This is a genomic window from Kitasatospora sp. NPDC057904, from assembly GCF_042887925.1.
In the GTDB taxonomy this organism is placed as follows: Bacteria; Actinomycetota; Actinomycetes; order Streptomycetales; family Streptomycetaceae; genus Kitasatospora.
Genome location: NZ_JBHVOL010000009.1, coordinates 313,278 through 327,168 on the forward strand (window position 1 = coordinate 313,278; position 13,891 = coordinate 327,168).

At 72.1% G+C, this 13,891-nt stretch carries 11 protein-coding genes; 5 read left to right on the forward strand and 6 right to left on the reverse strand.

Translation table 11 applies throughout. The annotated features are described in order from the left end of the window. Positions 1–92 precede the first annotated feature (92 nt). The 3 genes from ACFVSN_RS24275 to hrcA form a co-directional block, all read right to left on the reverse strand. Entirely contained in the window at positions 93–842 is a 750-nt protein-coding gene (locus ACFVSN_RS24275) for a 16S rRNA (uracil(1498)-N(3))-methyltransferase (RefSeq protein WP_380498166.1), read from the reverse strand. A gap of 126 nt (positions 843–968) precedes the next feature. Then, the gene (gene dnaJ / locus ACFVSN_RS24280) at positions 969–2,111 is read right to left on the reverse strand and encodes a molecular chaperone DnaJ (RefSeq protein WP_380498167.1); all 1,143 of its coding nucleotides are present in this window, start codon (positions 2,109–2,111) and stop codon (positions 969–971) included. Between the two features lie 77 nt (positions 2,112–2,188). After that, positions 2,189–3,223: a heat-inducible transcriptional repressor HrcA gene (gene hrcA / locus ACFVSN_RS24285; protein WP_380444794.1), complete on the reverse strand. Its 1,035-nt coding sequence runs from the start codon at positions 3,221–3,223 to the stop codon at positions 2,189–2,191. Positions 3,224–3,472: 249 nt separating this feature from the next. Between hrcA and htpX the strand changes: the two genes are divergently transcribed. The 3 genes from htpX to ACFVSN_RS24300 are packed head-to-tail and all read left to right on the forward strand — an operon-like array spanning position 3,473 to position 5,889. Beyond that, a complete protein-coding gene (htpX, locus tag ACFVSN_RS24290) occupies positions 3,473–4,393 on the forward strand; it encodes a zinc metalloprotease HtpX (protein WP_380444793.1) in 921 nt (306 codons plus the stop codon). 53 nt (positions 4,394–4,446) lie between these two features. Next, positions 4,447–5,031, forward strand: coding sequence for a hypothetical protein (locus ACFVSN_RS24295; protein ID WP_380444792.1), 585 nt, complete (start codon positions 4,447–4,449; stop codon positions 5,029–5,031). A 24-nt stretch (positions 5,032–5,055) separates the two neighbouring features. Continuing rightward, positions 5,056–5,889, forward strand: coding sequence for a DUF3097 domain-containing protein (locus ACFVSN_RS24300; protein ID WP_380498169.1), 834 nt, complete (start codon positions 5,056–5,058; stop codon positions 5,887–5,889). Here the strand turns inward: ACFVSN_RS24300 and ACFVSN_RS24305 are convergent. The 3 genes from ACFVSN_RS24305 to ACFVSN_RS24315 are packed head-to-tail and all read right to left on the reverse strand — an operon-like array spanning position 5,880 to position 9,645. Further along, a complete protein-coding gene (locus ACFVSN_RS24305; protein WP_387589029.1) occupies positions 5,880–6,413 on the reverse strand; it encodes a Uma2 family endonuclease in 534 nt (177 codons plus the stop codon). The two genes, ACFVSN_RS24300 and ACFVSN_RS24305, sit on opposite strands and share 10 nt — an antisense overlap. A 21-nt stretch (positions 6,414–6,434) precedes the next feature. Continuing rightward, entirely contained in the window at positions 6,435–7,664 is a 1,230-nt protein-coding gene (gene hemW / locus ACFVSN_RS24310) for a radical SAM family heme chaperone HemW (RefSeq protein WP_387589026.1), read from the reverse strand. Between the two features lie 58 nt (positions 7,665–7,722). Continuing rightward, entirely contained in the window at positions 7,723–9,645 is a 1,923-nt protein-coding gene (locus tag ACFVSN_RS24315; RefSeq protein WP_380500189.1) for an AMP-dependent synthetase/ligase, read from the reverse strand. 346 nt (positions 9,646–9,991) lie between these two features. Here ACFVSN_RS24315 and ACFVSN_RS24320 point away from each other — a divergent pair, with 346 nt between their 5' ends. Continuing rightward, the gene (locus ACFVSN_RS24320) at positions 9,992–11,725 is read left to right on the forward strand and encodes an ABC transporter ATP-binding protein (protein WP_380444785.1); all 1,734 of its coding nucleotides are present in this window, start codon (positions 9,992–9,994) and stop codon (positions 11,723–11,725) included. Positions 11,726–11,859: 134 nt separating this feature from the next. Next, a complete protein-coding gene (locus ACFVSN_RS24325) occupies positions 11,860–13,758 on the forward strand; it encodes an ABC transporter ATP-binding protein (protein ID WP_380444826.1) in 1,899 nt (632 codons plus the stop codon). Positions 13,759–13,891 lie beyond the last annotated feature (133 nt).

Genomic DNA, 13,891 nt, shown 5'->3' on the forward strand with positions numbered 1-13,891 from the left:
CCGGGTGAGACCGGGCGGGATCCGGACGGAATCCGAGTGGGAACCGGGCGAAAACCGGGCGGGATCCGGGCGGCCCCCGAACGCAGGGGCCGTCAGGCCCAGCGCCCCGTGCGCCCGAGCAGCAGCGCCCCGGCGGCCACGCCGGCCGTCGAGGTGCGCAGCACCGACGGGCCGAGCCGGTGCGGCTTCGCGCCCGCCTCGGCGAAGGCGGCCAGCTCCTCCGGGGAGACGCCGCCCTCGGGGCCGACCACCAGGACGACGTCCCCGGCGGCCGGCAGCGCGGCGGCGGCCAGCGGCTCGGAGCCCTCCTCGTGCAGCACCGCGGCGAACGCGGCGCCGGCCAGGACGGGGGTCAGCTGGCGGGTCGTCATCAGGTCCCGCACCTCGGGGAAGCGCAGCCGGCGGGACTGCTTGCCCGCCTCCCGGGCGGTGGCGCGCCACTTGGCGAGCGCCTTGGCGCCGCGCTCGCCCTTCCACTGGGTGATGCAGCGCGAGGCGGCCCACGGGATCACGACGTCCACGCCGACCTCGGTCATGGTCTCCACGGCCAGCTCGCCGCGGTCGCCCTTGGGCAGCGCCTGGACGACGACGATCCGCGGCGCCGGCTCCGGCTCGCGGCGCACGGCGGCCACCGTGACGTCGATCGCGTCCTTGCCGAGCACCTCGGCGACCGTCCCGTCCACGCCGAGCCCCAGCCCGTCGGCCAGGGTGACCGCCTCGCCCGCCGTCAGCCGCTTCACCGCGGCCGCGTGGCGCCCCTCCGGCCCGTCCAGCCGCACCACGGCCCCGGGCGCGGCGGCGGCGATCCGCTCGGTCTCTACGACGAACACGGGGGCGGTCATGAGGGGGAACCTTTCCGGGGTGGGACCTGCGGCCCGGGCCGGCAACCACGGCCAGGGCCCGCGACCAGGGGGGACGGAACGCGAAAGGGGTGCCGGGGCGAGGCCCCGGCACCCCTCCGCGGACGGCTAGCGGCCGTTGAACGCGTCCTTCAGACGCGAGAACAGGCCCTGCTGGCCCGGCGCGAACTGGCCGGACGGGCGCTCCTCGCCGCGCAGCACCGCGAGACGGCGCAGCAGCTCCTCCTGCTCGGCGTCGAGCTTGGTGGGCGTCTGCACCTCGACGTGCACTATCAGGTCGCCCCGGCCGCCCCCGCGCAGGTGGGTGATGCCGCGGCCGTGCAGCGGGATCGACTGGCCGGACTGGGTGCCGGGCCGGATGTCGACCTCCTCCAGCCCGTCCAGGGTCTGCAGCGGCACCTGGGTGCCGAGCGAGGCGGCCGTCATCGGGATGGTGACGGTGCAGTGCAGGTCGTCCCCGCGCCGCTGGAAGACGGTGTGCGTGGTCTCGGCGATCTCGACGTACAGGTCGCCGGCCGGGCCGCCGCCGGGGCCGACCTCGCCCTCGCCGGCCAGCTGGATCCGGGTGCCGTTGTCGACACCGGCCGGGATCTTGACGGTCAGGGTGCGGCGGGCGCGGACCCGGCCGTCGCCGGCGCACTCCGGGCACGGGGTCGGCACGACGGTGCCGAAGCCCTGGCACTGCGGGCAGGGGCGGGAGGTCATGACCTGGCCCAGGAAGGACCGGGTGACCTGGGAGACCTCGCCCTTGCCGCGACACATGTCACAGGTCTGCGCGGAGGTGCCGGGCGCGGCGCCCTCCCCGCTGCACGTGGTGCAGGTGACGGCCGTGTCGACCTGGAGCTCCTTGGTGGTGCCGAACGCGGCCTCCTCCAGGGTGATCTCCAGCCGGATCATGGCGTCCTGCCCGCGGCGGGTGCGCGAGCGCGGGCCCCGCTGGCCGGCCGCGGCGCCGAAGAAGGCGTCCATGATGTCGGAGAAGCCGAAACCGGCCGCGCCGGCGCCGAAGCCGCCCGCGCCACCGCCGCCGCCCGGCGAGAGCGGGTCGCCGCCGAGGTCGTAGACCTGCCGCTTCTGCGGGTCGGAGAGCACCTCGTAGGCGGCGTTGATCTCCTTGAACCGCTCCTGCGTCTTCGGGTCCGGGTTGACGTCCGGGTGCAGTTCGCGTGCCAGGCGCCGGAACGCCTTCTTGATCTCGTCCTGCCCCGCATCCCGTCGGACGCCGAGTACCGCGTAGTAGTCCGTGGCCACCTAATGCTCCGCTTGTTCCGCCTGTAGTAGTGCTGCGACAGGGCACCACCGCTGGTCTGTCCAGCGGTGGCTGATTGCTACGACTCGGCCAGGATCTGACCCACGTACCGCGCCACCGCTCGCACCGCCCCCATTGTGCCCGGATAGTCCATCCGGGTCGGACCGATCACACCCAGTTTGGCCACGCTCTCGTCGCCCGAACCGTAGCCGACGGACACCACCGAGGTGGAATTCAGCCCCTCGTAGGCGTTCTCCCGGCCGATCCGGACCGTCATCGCCGCGTCCGTGGTCTCACCCAGGAGGCGGAGCAGGACGACCTGCTCCTCCAGGGCCTCCAGGACCGGCTGGATGGTGAGCGGGAAGTCGTGGCCGAAGCGGGTCAGGTTGGCCGTGCCGGCCAGCATGATCCGCTCCTCGTTCTGCTCGGCGAGCGCCTCGAACAGCGTCGCCAGGACCGTGGTGACGGTCGGCCGGTCGACCTGTTCGAACATCGCGGGCAGCTCCTCCAGCGCCGCCGGGACGTCCGGCAGGCGCTGGCCGACGGCCCGCGCGTTGATCCGGGCCCGCAGGTCCGACAAGGCCGTCTCGCCGACGGTGCCCGGGCAGTCCACCATCCGCTGCTCGACCCGGCCGGTGTTGGTGATCAGGACCAGCATCACCTTGGCCGGGGCGAGCGCGACGAGTTCGATGTGCCGCACGGTGGAGCGGCTCAGCGAGGGGTACTGCACGACGGCGACCTGCCGGGTGAGCTGGGCGAGCAGCCGCACGGTGCGTGCGACGGTGTCGTCCAGGTCGACCGCGCCCTCCAGGAAGTGCCGGATCGCGCGCCGCTCGGGCGCGCTCATCGGCTTGACCTCGGCGAGCCGGTCGACGAACAGCCGGTACCCCTTGTCGGTGGGGATGCGCCCGGCGCTGGTGTGCGGCTGGTGGATGTACCCCTCCTCCTCCAGCGCCGCCATGTCGTTGCGGACGGTGGCCGGGGAGACCCCGAGGTTGTGCCGCTCCACCAGGGCCTTCGAGCCGACCGGCTCCTCGGTGCCCACGTAGTCCTGGACGATCGCGCGCAGCACGGCGAGCTTGCGGTCGTCGAGCTGGCGGACCTCACCGGCCATGGGGCACGCACCTCCGTCTTCGCACGTTGTCCGTTGTGACGTATCGAGCTGATGCGGGCCTGGAAGGCCCGGGTTTGGCACTCTGAGCGCACGAGTGCCAGAACCCTACCTGCCAGTGTACGGCCCGGGTCCGACGGCAGGAACGGCGCAGCGGGGGTGATCCTGCCCGCAGTTCCCGGCGCGGGGGTGGTGCCCCGCGGCCGTCCGGGTGGCAGCATCGATAGCGGACGGCGAACGGAGGAGCAAGCGATGTCGAGCTCGGCCCAGCACACCCGATTCGCGCCCGACCGCGGCCTGACCGGCCGGATGGTCGGGACCATGTTCGTGATCGGGCTGTTGTACGTCGGATTCACCGGCCTGCTGATCGTGCTGCTGCGCGGCGCCTGGCCCCTGATCGTGCTGATCTCCGGCGGGCTGTTCGTGGCCCAGTTCTGGTTCAGCGACAAGATCACCGAACGGGCCATGGGCGCCCGCCCGGTGTCCCCCGAGCAGTACCCGCAGTTGCACGGCACCGTCGACCGGCTCTGCGCGCTCGCCGACATGCCCAAGCCCAGGGTGGCGGTCGCCGACAGCGACATGCCGAACGCCTTCGCCACCGGCCGCAACCCGCAGAACGCCGTCGTGTGCGTCACCACCGGCCTGCTGCGCCGGCTGGAGCCCGAGGAGCTGGAGGGCGTCCTCGCGCACGAGCTCTCGCACGTCGCCCACCGGGACGTCGCCGTGATGACGATCGCCGGGTTCCTCGGCGTCCTCGCCGGGGCGATGACCAGGATCGCCATGTACGGCGGGTTCATCGGCGGCGGGCGCAACAACAACGACCAGAACGCGGCGATCGCGGCGCTGATCATCCCGCTGGTGTCCATCGTCGTCTACGCGATCAGCTTCCTGCTCACGCGGCTGCTGTCGCGCTACCGCGAGCTCGCCGCCGACCGCGCCGCCGCCCAGCTCACCGGCCGGCCCAGCGCGCTCGCGTCGGCGCTCACCAAGGTCACCGGGCAGATCGCCGCGATCCCGTCCAAGGACCTGCGCCAGGCCCAGCCCTACAACGCCTTCTACTTCGCCCCGGCGCTGAGCGCCAAGGAGACGGCCTCCCAGCTGCTCTCCACCCACCCGACGCTGGAGAAGCGGCTGGAGCAGCTGGCGAAGATCTCCGCCCAGCTGGGCCGCTGAGCCCCGCCGACCCGCCGACCCGCCGACCCGCCGACCCGCCTGAAGGGACCGCCGTGGGAATCCTGGACGCCCTGTTCGGCCGCACCAAGCCCGTCAAGCCCGACCTCGACCAGCTGTTCGGCGTCCCCTCGGCCGCGCTCACCCTGGAGGCCGGCGCCGGGTTCCTGCCCACCGGGCTCGGCTCGGTGTGCTTCGCGGCCGTCGAGGGCGCCGCGTTCGTCCAGGTCGAGCAGCAGGTGCGGGCGCTGCTCGACGCCGACACCGAGCGCGGCGGCGTCCCGGTGGAGGCCTCCAAGGACGGCTACGGCTACTCGTGGCTGCTCGCCCGGCACACCGCGGAGGAACTGCCGGAGCTGGTGAACGACCTGCACGCGGTCAACAGCGAGCTGGAGGCGAACGGCTTCGGGCCGCAGCTGCTCTGCTCGCTGGTGGGCTTCCGGAACGGGGAGGGGCAGTCGCTGGCGCTGGTCTACCTGTACAAGCGCGGCACGTTCTACCCGTTCGCGCCGATGCCCGGCGGCGGGGAGCGGCGCAACAGCCCGCTGGAGCTGCAGATCAACGCGATGCTGGCGAACGACCTGCGGCTGGAGAAGGACCTCGGCCGCTGGTTCCCGGTGTGGGGCGCGCCCGGGCTCTGACGGGCCGTCCGTAGACTCGCCGGCATGCGCAGCCGCCAGTACGGACCCGACCTGACCCCGCCGTGGAAGAAGCAGGCACCCGCCCCGGAGGTGCCCGCCGAGCGGGACCTCGTGGTCGAGGAGGCGGCGACCGGCTTCTGCGGGGCGGTGGTGCGCTGCGAGAAGACGGCGGAGGGGTTCACCGTCACCCTGGAGGACCGTTTCGGCAAGCACCGGGTGTTCCCGATGGTGCCGCGCGGCTTCCTGCTGGAGGGCAGGGTCGTCACCCTGGTCCGGCCGTCCGGCCCGGCCCCCGTCCGCGCCCCGGCCCGCACCGCCTCCGGTTCGGTCGCCGTCCCCGGCGCCCGCGCCCGGGTGGCGCGCGAGTCCCGCATCTACGTCGAGGGCCGGCACGACGCCGAACTGGTCGAGCGGGTCTGGGGCGACGACCTGCGGATCGAGGGCGTCGTGGTCGAGTACCTGGAGGGCGTGGACGACCTGCCCGCGATCGTCGCCGACTTCGCCCCGGGCCCCGGCCGCCGCCTCGGCGTCCTGGTCGACCACCTGCTGCCGGGCACCAAGGAGCACCGCATCGCCGCCCGGGTCACCGGCGAGGACGTGCTGGTCGTCGGCCACCCCTACATCGACATCTGGCAGGCGGTGAAGCCGTCTTCGGTCGGCATCCCGGCCTGGCCGACGGTCCCCCGCGGCGAGGTGTGGAAGGAAGGCGTCTGCCGCCGCCTGGGCTGGCCCGTCGACACCCCGGCGGCGTGGAAGCACATCCTGTCGAAGGTGAACTCCTACAAGGACCTGGAGCCCGAACTCCTGGGCAGGGTGGAAGAGTTGATCGACTTCGCGACCCTCCCGGGTCAGGCGTAGGTCTGGAACTCCGAGGTGTCGAGCGTGACGCCCAGCAGATGCACCGGAATGGGCTCGCCGAACTTGGTGGTCCGCTCGGAGACGTAATCCGGCAGACCCGAGGCGCTCGCCCGGGTGGGTTCGGTGAGCAGCACACAGACGGCCTTGATCGGGTCGACGATCAGGTAGACGGGGATCGTGCCCTCGGCGTAGAGCTCGCGCTTGGTCCGGTAATCGCGGAGCGCACTGGTCTTCGAGACCACCTCCACCGTCGCCACCGGCACAGTCGCTTCGGCAGCCCCTCTCTCGAACACCACGAGATCCGGCTGCAATCGACTGCCACCACCACAGGAGACATCCTGCCTGGTCCAGCGATGCCACCTCTCGGCGGGGATCTGATGGATCAGGGACTCGACGATGAGATTGGTCGTCAGGTCGGAGCTCAAGGACAGCAAGATCTCCCCGAAGATGAGCTCGGCGCGAACACCTTCCGGGATCTCAAGGCTCTCCAGAACCCCCCACACTCGCGCACTTGGAGTAGTCACGCGAACACCCTAGAGGTCGGCTCAGTCCACCAGGTCACGCACGACCGCGTCCGCCAGGAGACGGCCCTGGAGGGTGAGGGTGGCGCGGCCCCCGGCGTAGGTGTCGGGGGCGAGGAGGCCGCTCGCGAGCGCCTCGGCGGCCGCCTCGCGGGCCGTGTCGGTGAGGAGCGTGAGCGGGATGCCCTCGGCGAGGCGCAGTTCGAGGAGGATGCGCTCGACGCGGCGGTCCTCGTCCGTCAGCACCTCGCGGGCCAGGGCGGGGGTGCGGCCTTCGGCCAGCGCCCGGGCGTAGGCGGCGGGGTGCTTGGCGTTCCACCAGCGGACGCCGCCGACGTGGCTGTGGGCGCCGGGGCCGGCGCCCCACCAGTCGGCGCCGGTCCAGTACAGCTCGTTGTGGCGGCAGCGGCCCTCGGGGGTGGTGGCCCAGTTGGAGACCTCGTACCAGTGGTAGCCGGCGGCGGCGAGCGCCCGCTCGGCGATCAGGTAGCGGTCGGCGTGGACGTCGTCGTCGATCATCGGGAGCTCGCCGCGCTTGACGCGGGCGGCGAGGCGGGTGCCCTCCTCGACGATCAGCGAGTAGGCGGACACGTGGTCGGGCCCGGCGCCGATGGCGGCGTCCAGGGAGGCCCGCCAGTCGTCGTCGGACTCGCCGGGGGTGCCGTAGATGAGGTCGAGGTTGACGTGCTCGAAGCCGGCCGCGCGGGCCTCGGCCACGCAGGCCTCGGGGCGGCCCGGGGTGTGGTGGCGGTCGAGCAGCTGCAGCACGTGCGGGCGGGCGCTCTGCATGCCGAAGGAGATCCGGTTGTAGCCGCCCTCGCGCAGCTCGGCGAGGTAGGCCGGGCCGACGGACTCCGGGTTGGCCTCGGTGGTCACCTCGGCGCCGTCGGCGAGCCCGAACTCGTCGCGGATCGCGGCGAGCATCCGCACCAGGTCGCGGGCGGGCAGCAGCGTCGGGGTGCCGCCGCCGAGGAAGACCGTCTCCACCGGGAGGTCCGTGTCGCCCAGGACGCGACGGGCGAGCCGGATCTCCGCGATCACGTTGTCGGCGTACGTCTCCTGCGAGGCGACCGCGCCCGAGGAGCGGAGCTCGGTGGCGGTGTACGTGTTGAAGTCGCAGTAGCCGCAGCGGCTGGCGCAGTACGGCACGTGCAGGTAGAAGCCGAACGGCCGGGTGCCGAGCCCGTCGAGGGCGTGCGCGGGCAGGGAACCGTCGGACGGCACCGGATCGCCGTCGGGGAGTGCGGAGGGCATGACCCCATTGTCCCGTACGGCCGGGGCGAACCCGCGGGCCGTACGGGACGGGGGCGGCTCAGGCCTCGTTGGCCCCCGCGTACATCGCGGTCACGGCGTCCGCGTAGGTCCGCTCGACCACCGGGCGCTTGATCTTCAGGCTCGGGGTGAGCTCGCCGTGCTCGATGTCGAGGTCGCGCGGCAGCAGGTGGAACTTCTTGATCGTCTGCCAGCGCTGGAGGTCGCCGTTGAGCTTCTTCACGAAGCCCTCGATCAGCTCGTGGACCTGCGGGTCGGCGGTCACCTCGGCGTAGGACTTGCCGGCCAGGCCGTGCTCGGCGGCCCACGGCATGATCACGGCCTCGTCCAGGCCGATCAGCGCGGTGCAGAAGTTGCGGCCGTTGCCGATCACCAGGATGTTGCTGACGAACGGGCACACCGCCTTGAACTTGCCCTCGACCTCGCTCGGCGCGACGTACTTGCCGCCGGAGGTCTTGAACAGGTCCTTCTTGCGGTCGGTGATCCGTAGGAAGCCGTCGGCGGTGAGCTCGCCGATGTCCTCGGTGTGGAACCAGCCGTCCGGCTCCAGCACCTCGGCGGTCTTCTCCGGCAGGTTGTGGTAGCCGCGCATGACGCCCGGGCCGCGCAGCAGGATCTCGCCGTCCTCGGCGATCCGCACCTCGGTGCCCGGCAGGGCGCGGCCGACCGTGCCGATCCGCACGTCCTCCTTGCGGTTGACGCAGGAGCCGGCGCTGGTCTCGCTCAGGCCGTAGCCCTCCAGGATCGGCACGCCGGCGCCGAGGAAGAAGTAGCCGATCTCGGGGGCCAGCGCCGCGCTGCCGGAGACCGCGCCGCGCAGGCGCCCGCCGAACGCGGCGCGGATCTTCGCGTACACCAGCTTGTCGGCGACCGCGTGCTGCGCCCGCAGGGCGAACGGCGCGCCGTCCACCCCGGTGGCGATCCGGTTCTCCTGGACGACCCGGGCGTACTCGCGGGCCACCCCGGCGGCCCAGCGGAAGATCTTGTACTTCGCGCCGCCCTCGGCCCGGGCCCGCCCGGCGATGCCGTTGTAGACCTTCTCGAAGATGCGCGGCGCGGACGCCATGACGGTCGGCCGGATGGCCGGCAGGTTGTGGATGATCCGGTCGACCCGGCCGTCCACCGCCATCACATGGCCGGTGGCGATCTGGCCCGAGATCAGCGTCTTGCCGAACACATGCGACAGCGGCAGCCACATGAACTGGACGTCGTCCGGGCCGAGCAGCCCGCTCGCCTCCTGGGCGCGCGCCTCGTACGCCCAGCAGTCGTGCACCAGGCGCACGCCCTTGGGGCGACCGGTGGTGCCCGAGGTGTAGATCAGGGTGGCCAGCTGCTCCTTGTCGAGCGCGGCGACGGCCTTCTCGACGGCGTCCGGGTGCTCCTCGAGGTACGCGGCGCCGCGCTCCTCCAGCTCGGCCAGGGTGATGAGGTCGAGCCCGGCCGTCTCGGGCGCCCCGGCGGGGGCGTCGAACAGGATGACGGTGCGCAGTTCGGGCAGTTCCCCGATCTGCTCGACGGCCTTGGCGAGCTGCGCGGCGTTCTCCGCGAACATCGCCCGGCAGCCGGAGTCGGAGAGGATGAAGGCCGTCTCGTCGGCGTTGGTGCTCGGGTAGACGGTCGTGGTGGCCGCGCCCGCGCACATGTTGCCGAGGTCGGCGACGATCCACTCCAGGCGGGTGGAGGAGGCCAGGGCGACCCGGTCCTCGGGCTGGATGCCGAGCGCCATCAGGCCGGCGGCCACCGCCTTGACCCGGGCCGCGGTCTGCGCCCAGGTGAGCGAACGCCACTGCTCGGCGCCGGGGGCGCTGTCCGCGGCCTGCTCGTCGACCGGGGCGGGGTAGCGGTAGGCCTCGGCGTTGGGGGTCGCGGCGACCCGCTCCAGGAACAGGTGGGCGACGGAGGCGGGACGCCCGGCGACGATGTCGGCGCTGCCGGAGTCGATCAGGGACTGCGCGGAACTCAACGAGGACCTCCGGGGGCGGGTGGCCGTCTGAGGGATTTGTCGCGGCTCCCGTGGGGGCGGTCGCCGGTCCCCCGTTACGCGTGCGGTACCGGCGAGTAACAAGGGGGCAATCAGCAGCCTAGGGGGAAACCGGTCATTCCGTAAGGGGGTCTACCCGCCAGGCACCCCGCCACCACCCCGGTGCCCCGCGGACGGCACCCGCGTGAACCCCGCAACCCGGCCCGCCCGGCGGTTCGGCAAAGGACTGGACAAACCTCATGTCCCGGCCGGGGGAATCGTCTGTACGAGTGCACGAAGGAACGAGAATTGGGATGCGAATCCACCCGTCGACGACAAGAGTGTGCAAGTGCTGATCAGACTGCTCAGGGCGTACCTGCGCCCGTACTCCCGACCGATCGCCCTGCTGGTCGTCCTCCAGCTCGTATCGACCCTCGCCGCGCTCTACCTGCCCACTCTCAACGCCGACATCATCGACAGCGGCGTCGTCAAGGGCGACACCGGCTACATCCTCAGGGTCGGCGCCGTCATGATCGGCGTCACCCTCGTCCAGGCCCTGTGCTCGATCGGCGCCGTCTACTACGGCGCGCACACCGCCATGGCCTTCGGACGCGACGTCCGCGCGGCCGTCTTCGACCGCGTCCAGAGCTTCTCCGCCCGCGAGGTCGGCCAGTTCGGCGCCCCCTCCCTGATCACCCGCACCACCAACGACGTCCAGCAGGTCCAGATGCTGGCCCTGATGAGCTTCACCCTCATGGTCGCCGCACCGATCATGTGCGTCGGCGGCATCATCATGGCCCTCAACCAGGACGTCCCGCTGTCCGGCCTGCTGCTCGCCGTCATCCCCCTCCTCGGCACCGTCGTCCTCCTGCTCGTCCGCGCGCTGCGCCCCAAGTTCCGCAGCATGCAGGAGAAGATCGACACGGTGAACCGCGTCCTGCGCGAGCAGATCACCGGCATCCGCGTCATCCGCGCCTTCGTCAAGGACGACCACGAGCAGGCCCGCTTCGGCGAGGCCAACGGCGACCTCACCGACGTCGCGCTCCAGGTCGGCCGGCTGATGTCGTTCATGTTCCCGGCCGTCATGCTCGTCGTGAACGTCTCCAGCGTCGCCGTCCTGTGGTTCGGCGCCCACCGCATCGACAGCGGCGGCATGGAGATCGGCGCCCTGACCGCGTTCCTCTCCTACCTCATGCAGATCCTCATGAGCGTCATGATGGCCACCTTCATGTTCATGATGGTGCCGCGCGCCGAGGTCTGCGCCGAACGCGTCCAGGAGGTCCTCGGCACCTCCTCCAGCGTCGTGCCGCCCGCCGCGCCCGTCACCGAGGTCCTGCGCCGCGGCAACCTCGAACTGCGCGACGTCGACTTCCGCTACCCCGGCGCCGAGGCCCCCGTGCTGCGCGGCATCGCCATCACCGCCCGCCCCGGCGAGACCACCGCCGTCATCGGCTCCACCGGCAGCGGCAAGTCCACCCTCCTCGGCCTCGTCCCCCGGCTCTTCGACGCCACCACCGGACAGGTCCTGCTCGACGGCGTCGACGTCCGCGAACTCGCCCCCGAGGCGATCGCCGAGAGCGTCGGCCTCGTCCCCCAGAAGCCCTACCTGTTCACCGGCACCGTCGCCAGCAACCTCCGCTACGGCCGGCCCGACGCCACCGACGAGGAACTCTGGCACGCCCTCGACGTCGCCCAGGCCAAGGACTTCGTCGAGAAGCTCCCCGAAGGCCTCGACGCCCCCATCGCCCAGGGCGGCAGCAACGTCTCCGGCGGCCAGCGCCAACGCCTCGCCATCGCCCGCGCCCTCGTGCGCAAGCCCGACGTCTACCTCTTCGACGACTCCTTCTCCGCGCTCGACTACGCCACCGACGCCCGGCTGCGCAAGGCCCTCTCCCACGAGACCTCCGACGCCACCGTCCTGATCGTCGCCCAGCGCGTCTCCACCATCCGCGACGCCGACCGCATCATCGTCCTCGACGAAGGCGCCGTCGTCGGCAGCGGCACCCACCACGAGCTCATGGCCGGCAACCCGACCTACCGGGAGATCGTCCTCTCCCAGCTCACCGAGCAGGAGGCGGCGTGACCACCCCCCGCAAGCCCAGCGCCCCCCAGCAGCCCGCCGGGCATCAGCCGTCGGACCGGGCGACGGCCGACGAGCTCCCCAGCGATTCCCAGGCCGCCGCCGCCCGCCGCGGACCGGCCGGCCCCGGCCGCTTCATGGGCGGCCAGGGCACCGAGAAGTCCATGGACTTCAAGGGCTCCGGCAAGCGCCTGCTCGGCCTGCTGCGCCCCGAACGCCCCCTGCTCGCCGCCGTCCTCGGCCTCGGCGTGCTCAGCATCGGCTGCGCCGTCACCGGCCCCAAGGTCCTCGGCAACGCCACCGACCTGATCTTCGCCGGCGTCGTCGGTGCCCGCTTCGAGCCCGGCACCTCCAAGGCGCAGGCCGTCGAGGGGCTGCGCGCCCACGGCCAGGGCGGCATCGCCGACCTGCTCTCCTCCGTCGACTTCACCCCCGGCCAGGGCATGGACTTCGGCGCCATCGGCACCGTCCTGCTCTGGGTGCTCGCGATCTACGTCGCCTCCGCCCTGTTCGGCATCGTCCAGGGCCGCCTCGCCACCAAGGCCATCCAGCGGGCCGGCTACCGGCTGCGCCAGGACGTCGAGGCCAAACTCGCCCGCCTGCCGCTGAGCTACTTCGACAAGCAGCCGCGCGGCGAGGTCCTCAGCCGGGTCACCAACGACATCGACAACATCAGCCAGTCGATGCAGCAGACGCTCGGACAGGTCGTCAACTCGCTGCTCACCGTCGTCGGCGTGCTCGCGATGATGTTCTGGATCTCCCCGCTGCTCGCGACGATCGCCCTGGTGTCCGTACCGCTGTCGGTGGTCGTCGCCGCCAAGGTCGGCAAGCGGGCGCAGCCGCAGTTCGTCCAGCAGTGGGCCTCCACCGGCAGGCTGAACGCCCACATCGAGGAGATGTACACCGGGCACGCCCTGGTCAAGGTCTTCGGCCGGCAGCGCGAGTCCGCCGAGACCTTCCGCGAGCACAACGAGGCACTGTTCGCCTCCAGCTTCCGCGCCCAGTTCATCTCCGGCATCATCCAGCCCGCGATGATGCTCATCGGCAACCTGCAGTACGTGCTCGTCGCCGTCGTCGGCGGACTGCGGGTCGCCAGCGGCGCGCTGTCCATCGGCGACGTGCAGGCGTTCATCCAGTACTCGCGGCAGTTCAGCCAGCCGCTCACCCAGGTCGCCAGCATGGCCAACCTGGTGCAGTCCGGCGTCGCCTCCGCCGAGCGCGTCTTCGAACTCCTCGACGCGCCCGAGCAGACCCCCGAACCGGCCATGCCCGAGAAGCCCGACGTGATCCACGGCCGGGTCGCCTTCCAGGACGTCTCCTTCCGCTACGAGCCCGACAAGCCCCTCATCGAGGACCTCTCGCTCAAGGTCGAACCCGGCCAGACCGTCGCCATCGTCGGCCCCACCGGCGCCGGCAAGACCACCCTCGTCAACCTGCTGATGCGCTTCTACGAGGTCAGCGGCGGGCGGATCACCCTCGACGGGGTCGACGTCTCCGCGATGTCCCGCGAGGACCTGCGCTCCGGCATCGGCATGGTGCTCCAGGACACCTGGCTGTTCGGCGGCAGCATCGCCGACAACATCGCCTACGGCGCCCAGGGCGCCACCCGCGAGCAGGTCGTCGAGGCCGCCAAGGCCGCCCACGTCGACCGCTTCGTGCGCACCCTGCCGGACGGCTACGACACCGTCATCGACGACGACGGCGCCGGCGTCAGCGCGGGCGAGAAGCAGCTCATCACCATCGCCCGGGCCTTCCTCGCGCAGCCCTCCATCCTCGTCCTCGACGAGGCGACCAGCTCCGTCGACACCCGCACCGAGGTGCTCATCCAGCGGGCCATGGCCCGGCTGCGCACCGGGCGCACCAGCTTCGTCATCGCGCACCGGCTCTCCACCATCCGGGACGCCGACGTGATCCTCGTGATGGAGAACGGCTCGATCGTCGAGCAGGGCTCGCACGACGAACTGATCTCCGCCGGCGGCGCGTACGCGCGGCTGTACCAGGCGCAGTTCGCGGAGGCCGTGGCCGAGGTGGACTGACCGGAGGTCGCGTTCGGGCCGGGGCGGGACTCTCCCGCTCCGGCCCTCCGCGTTCCCGGGCCCTTCGCGTTCGCCGGCCCTTCGGACGGCCCGGGCCGTCCGAAGGGCCGGCCCTCCGCGCGGCCCGGACCCG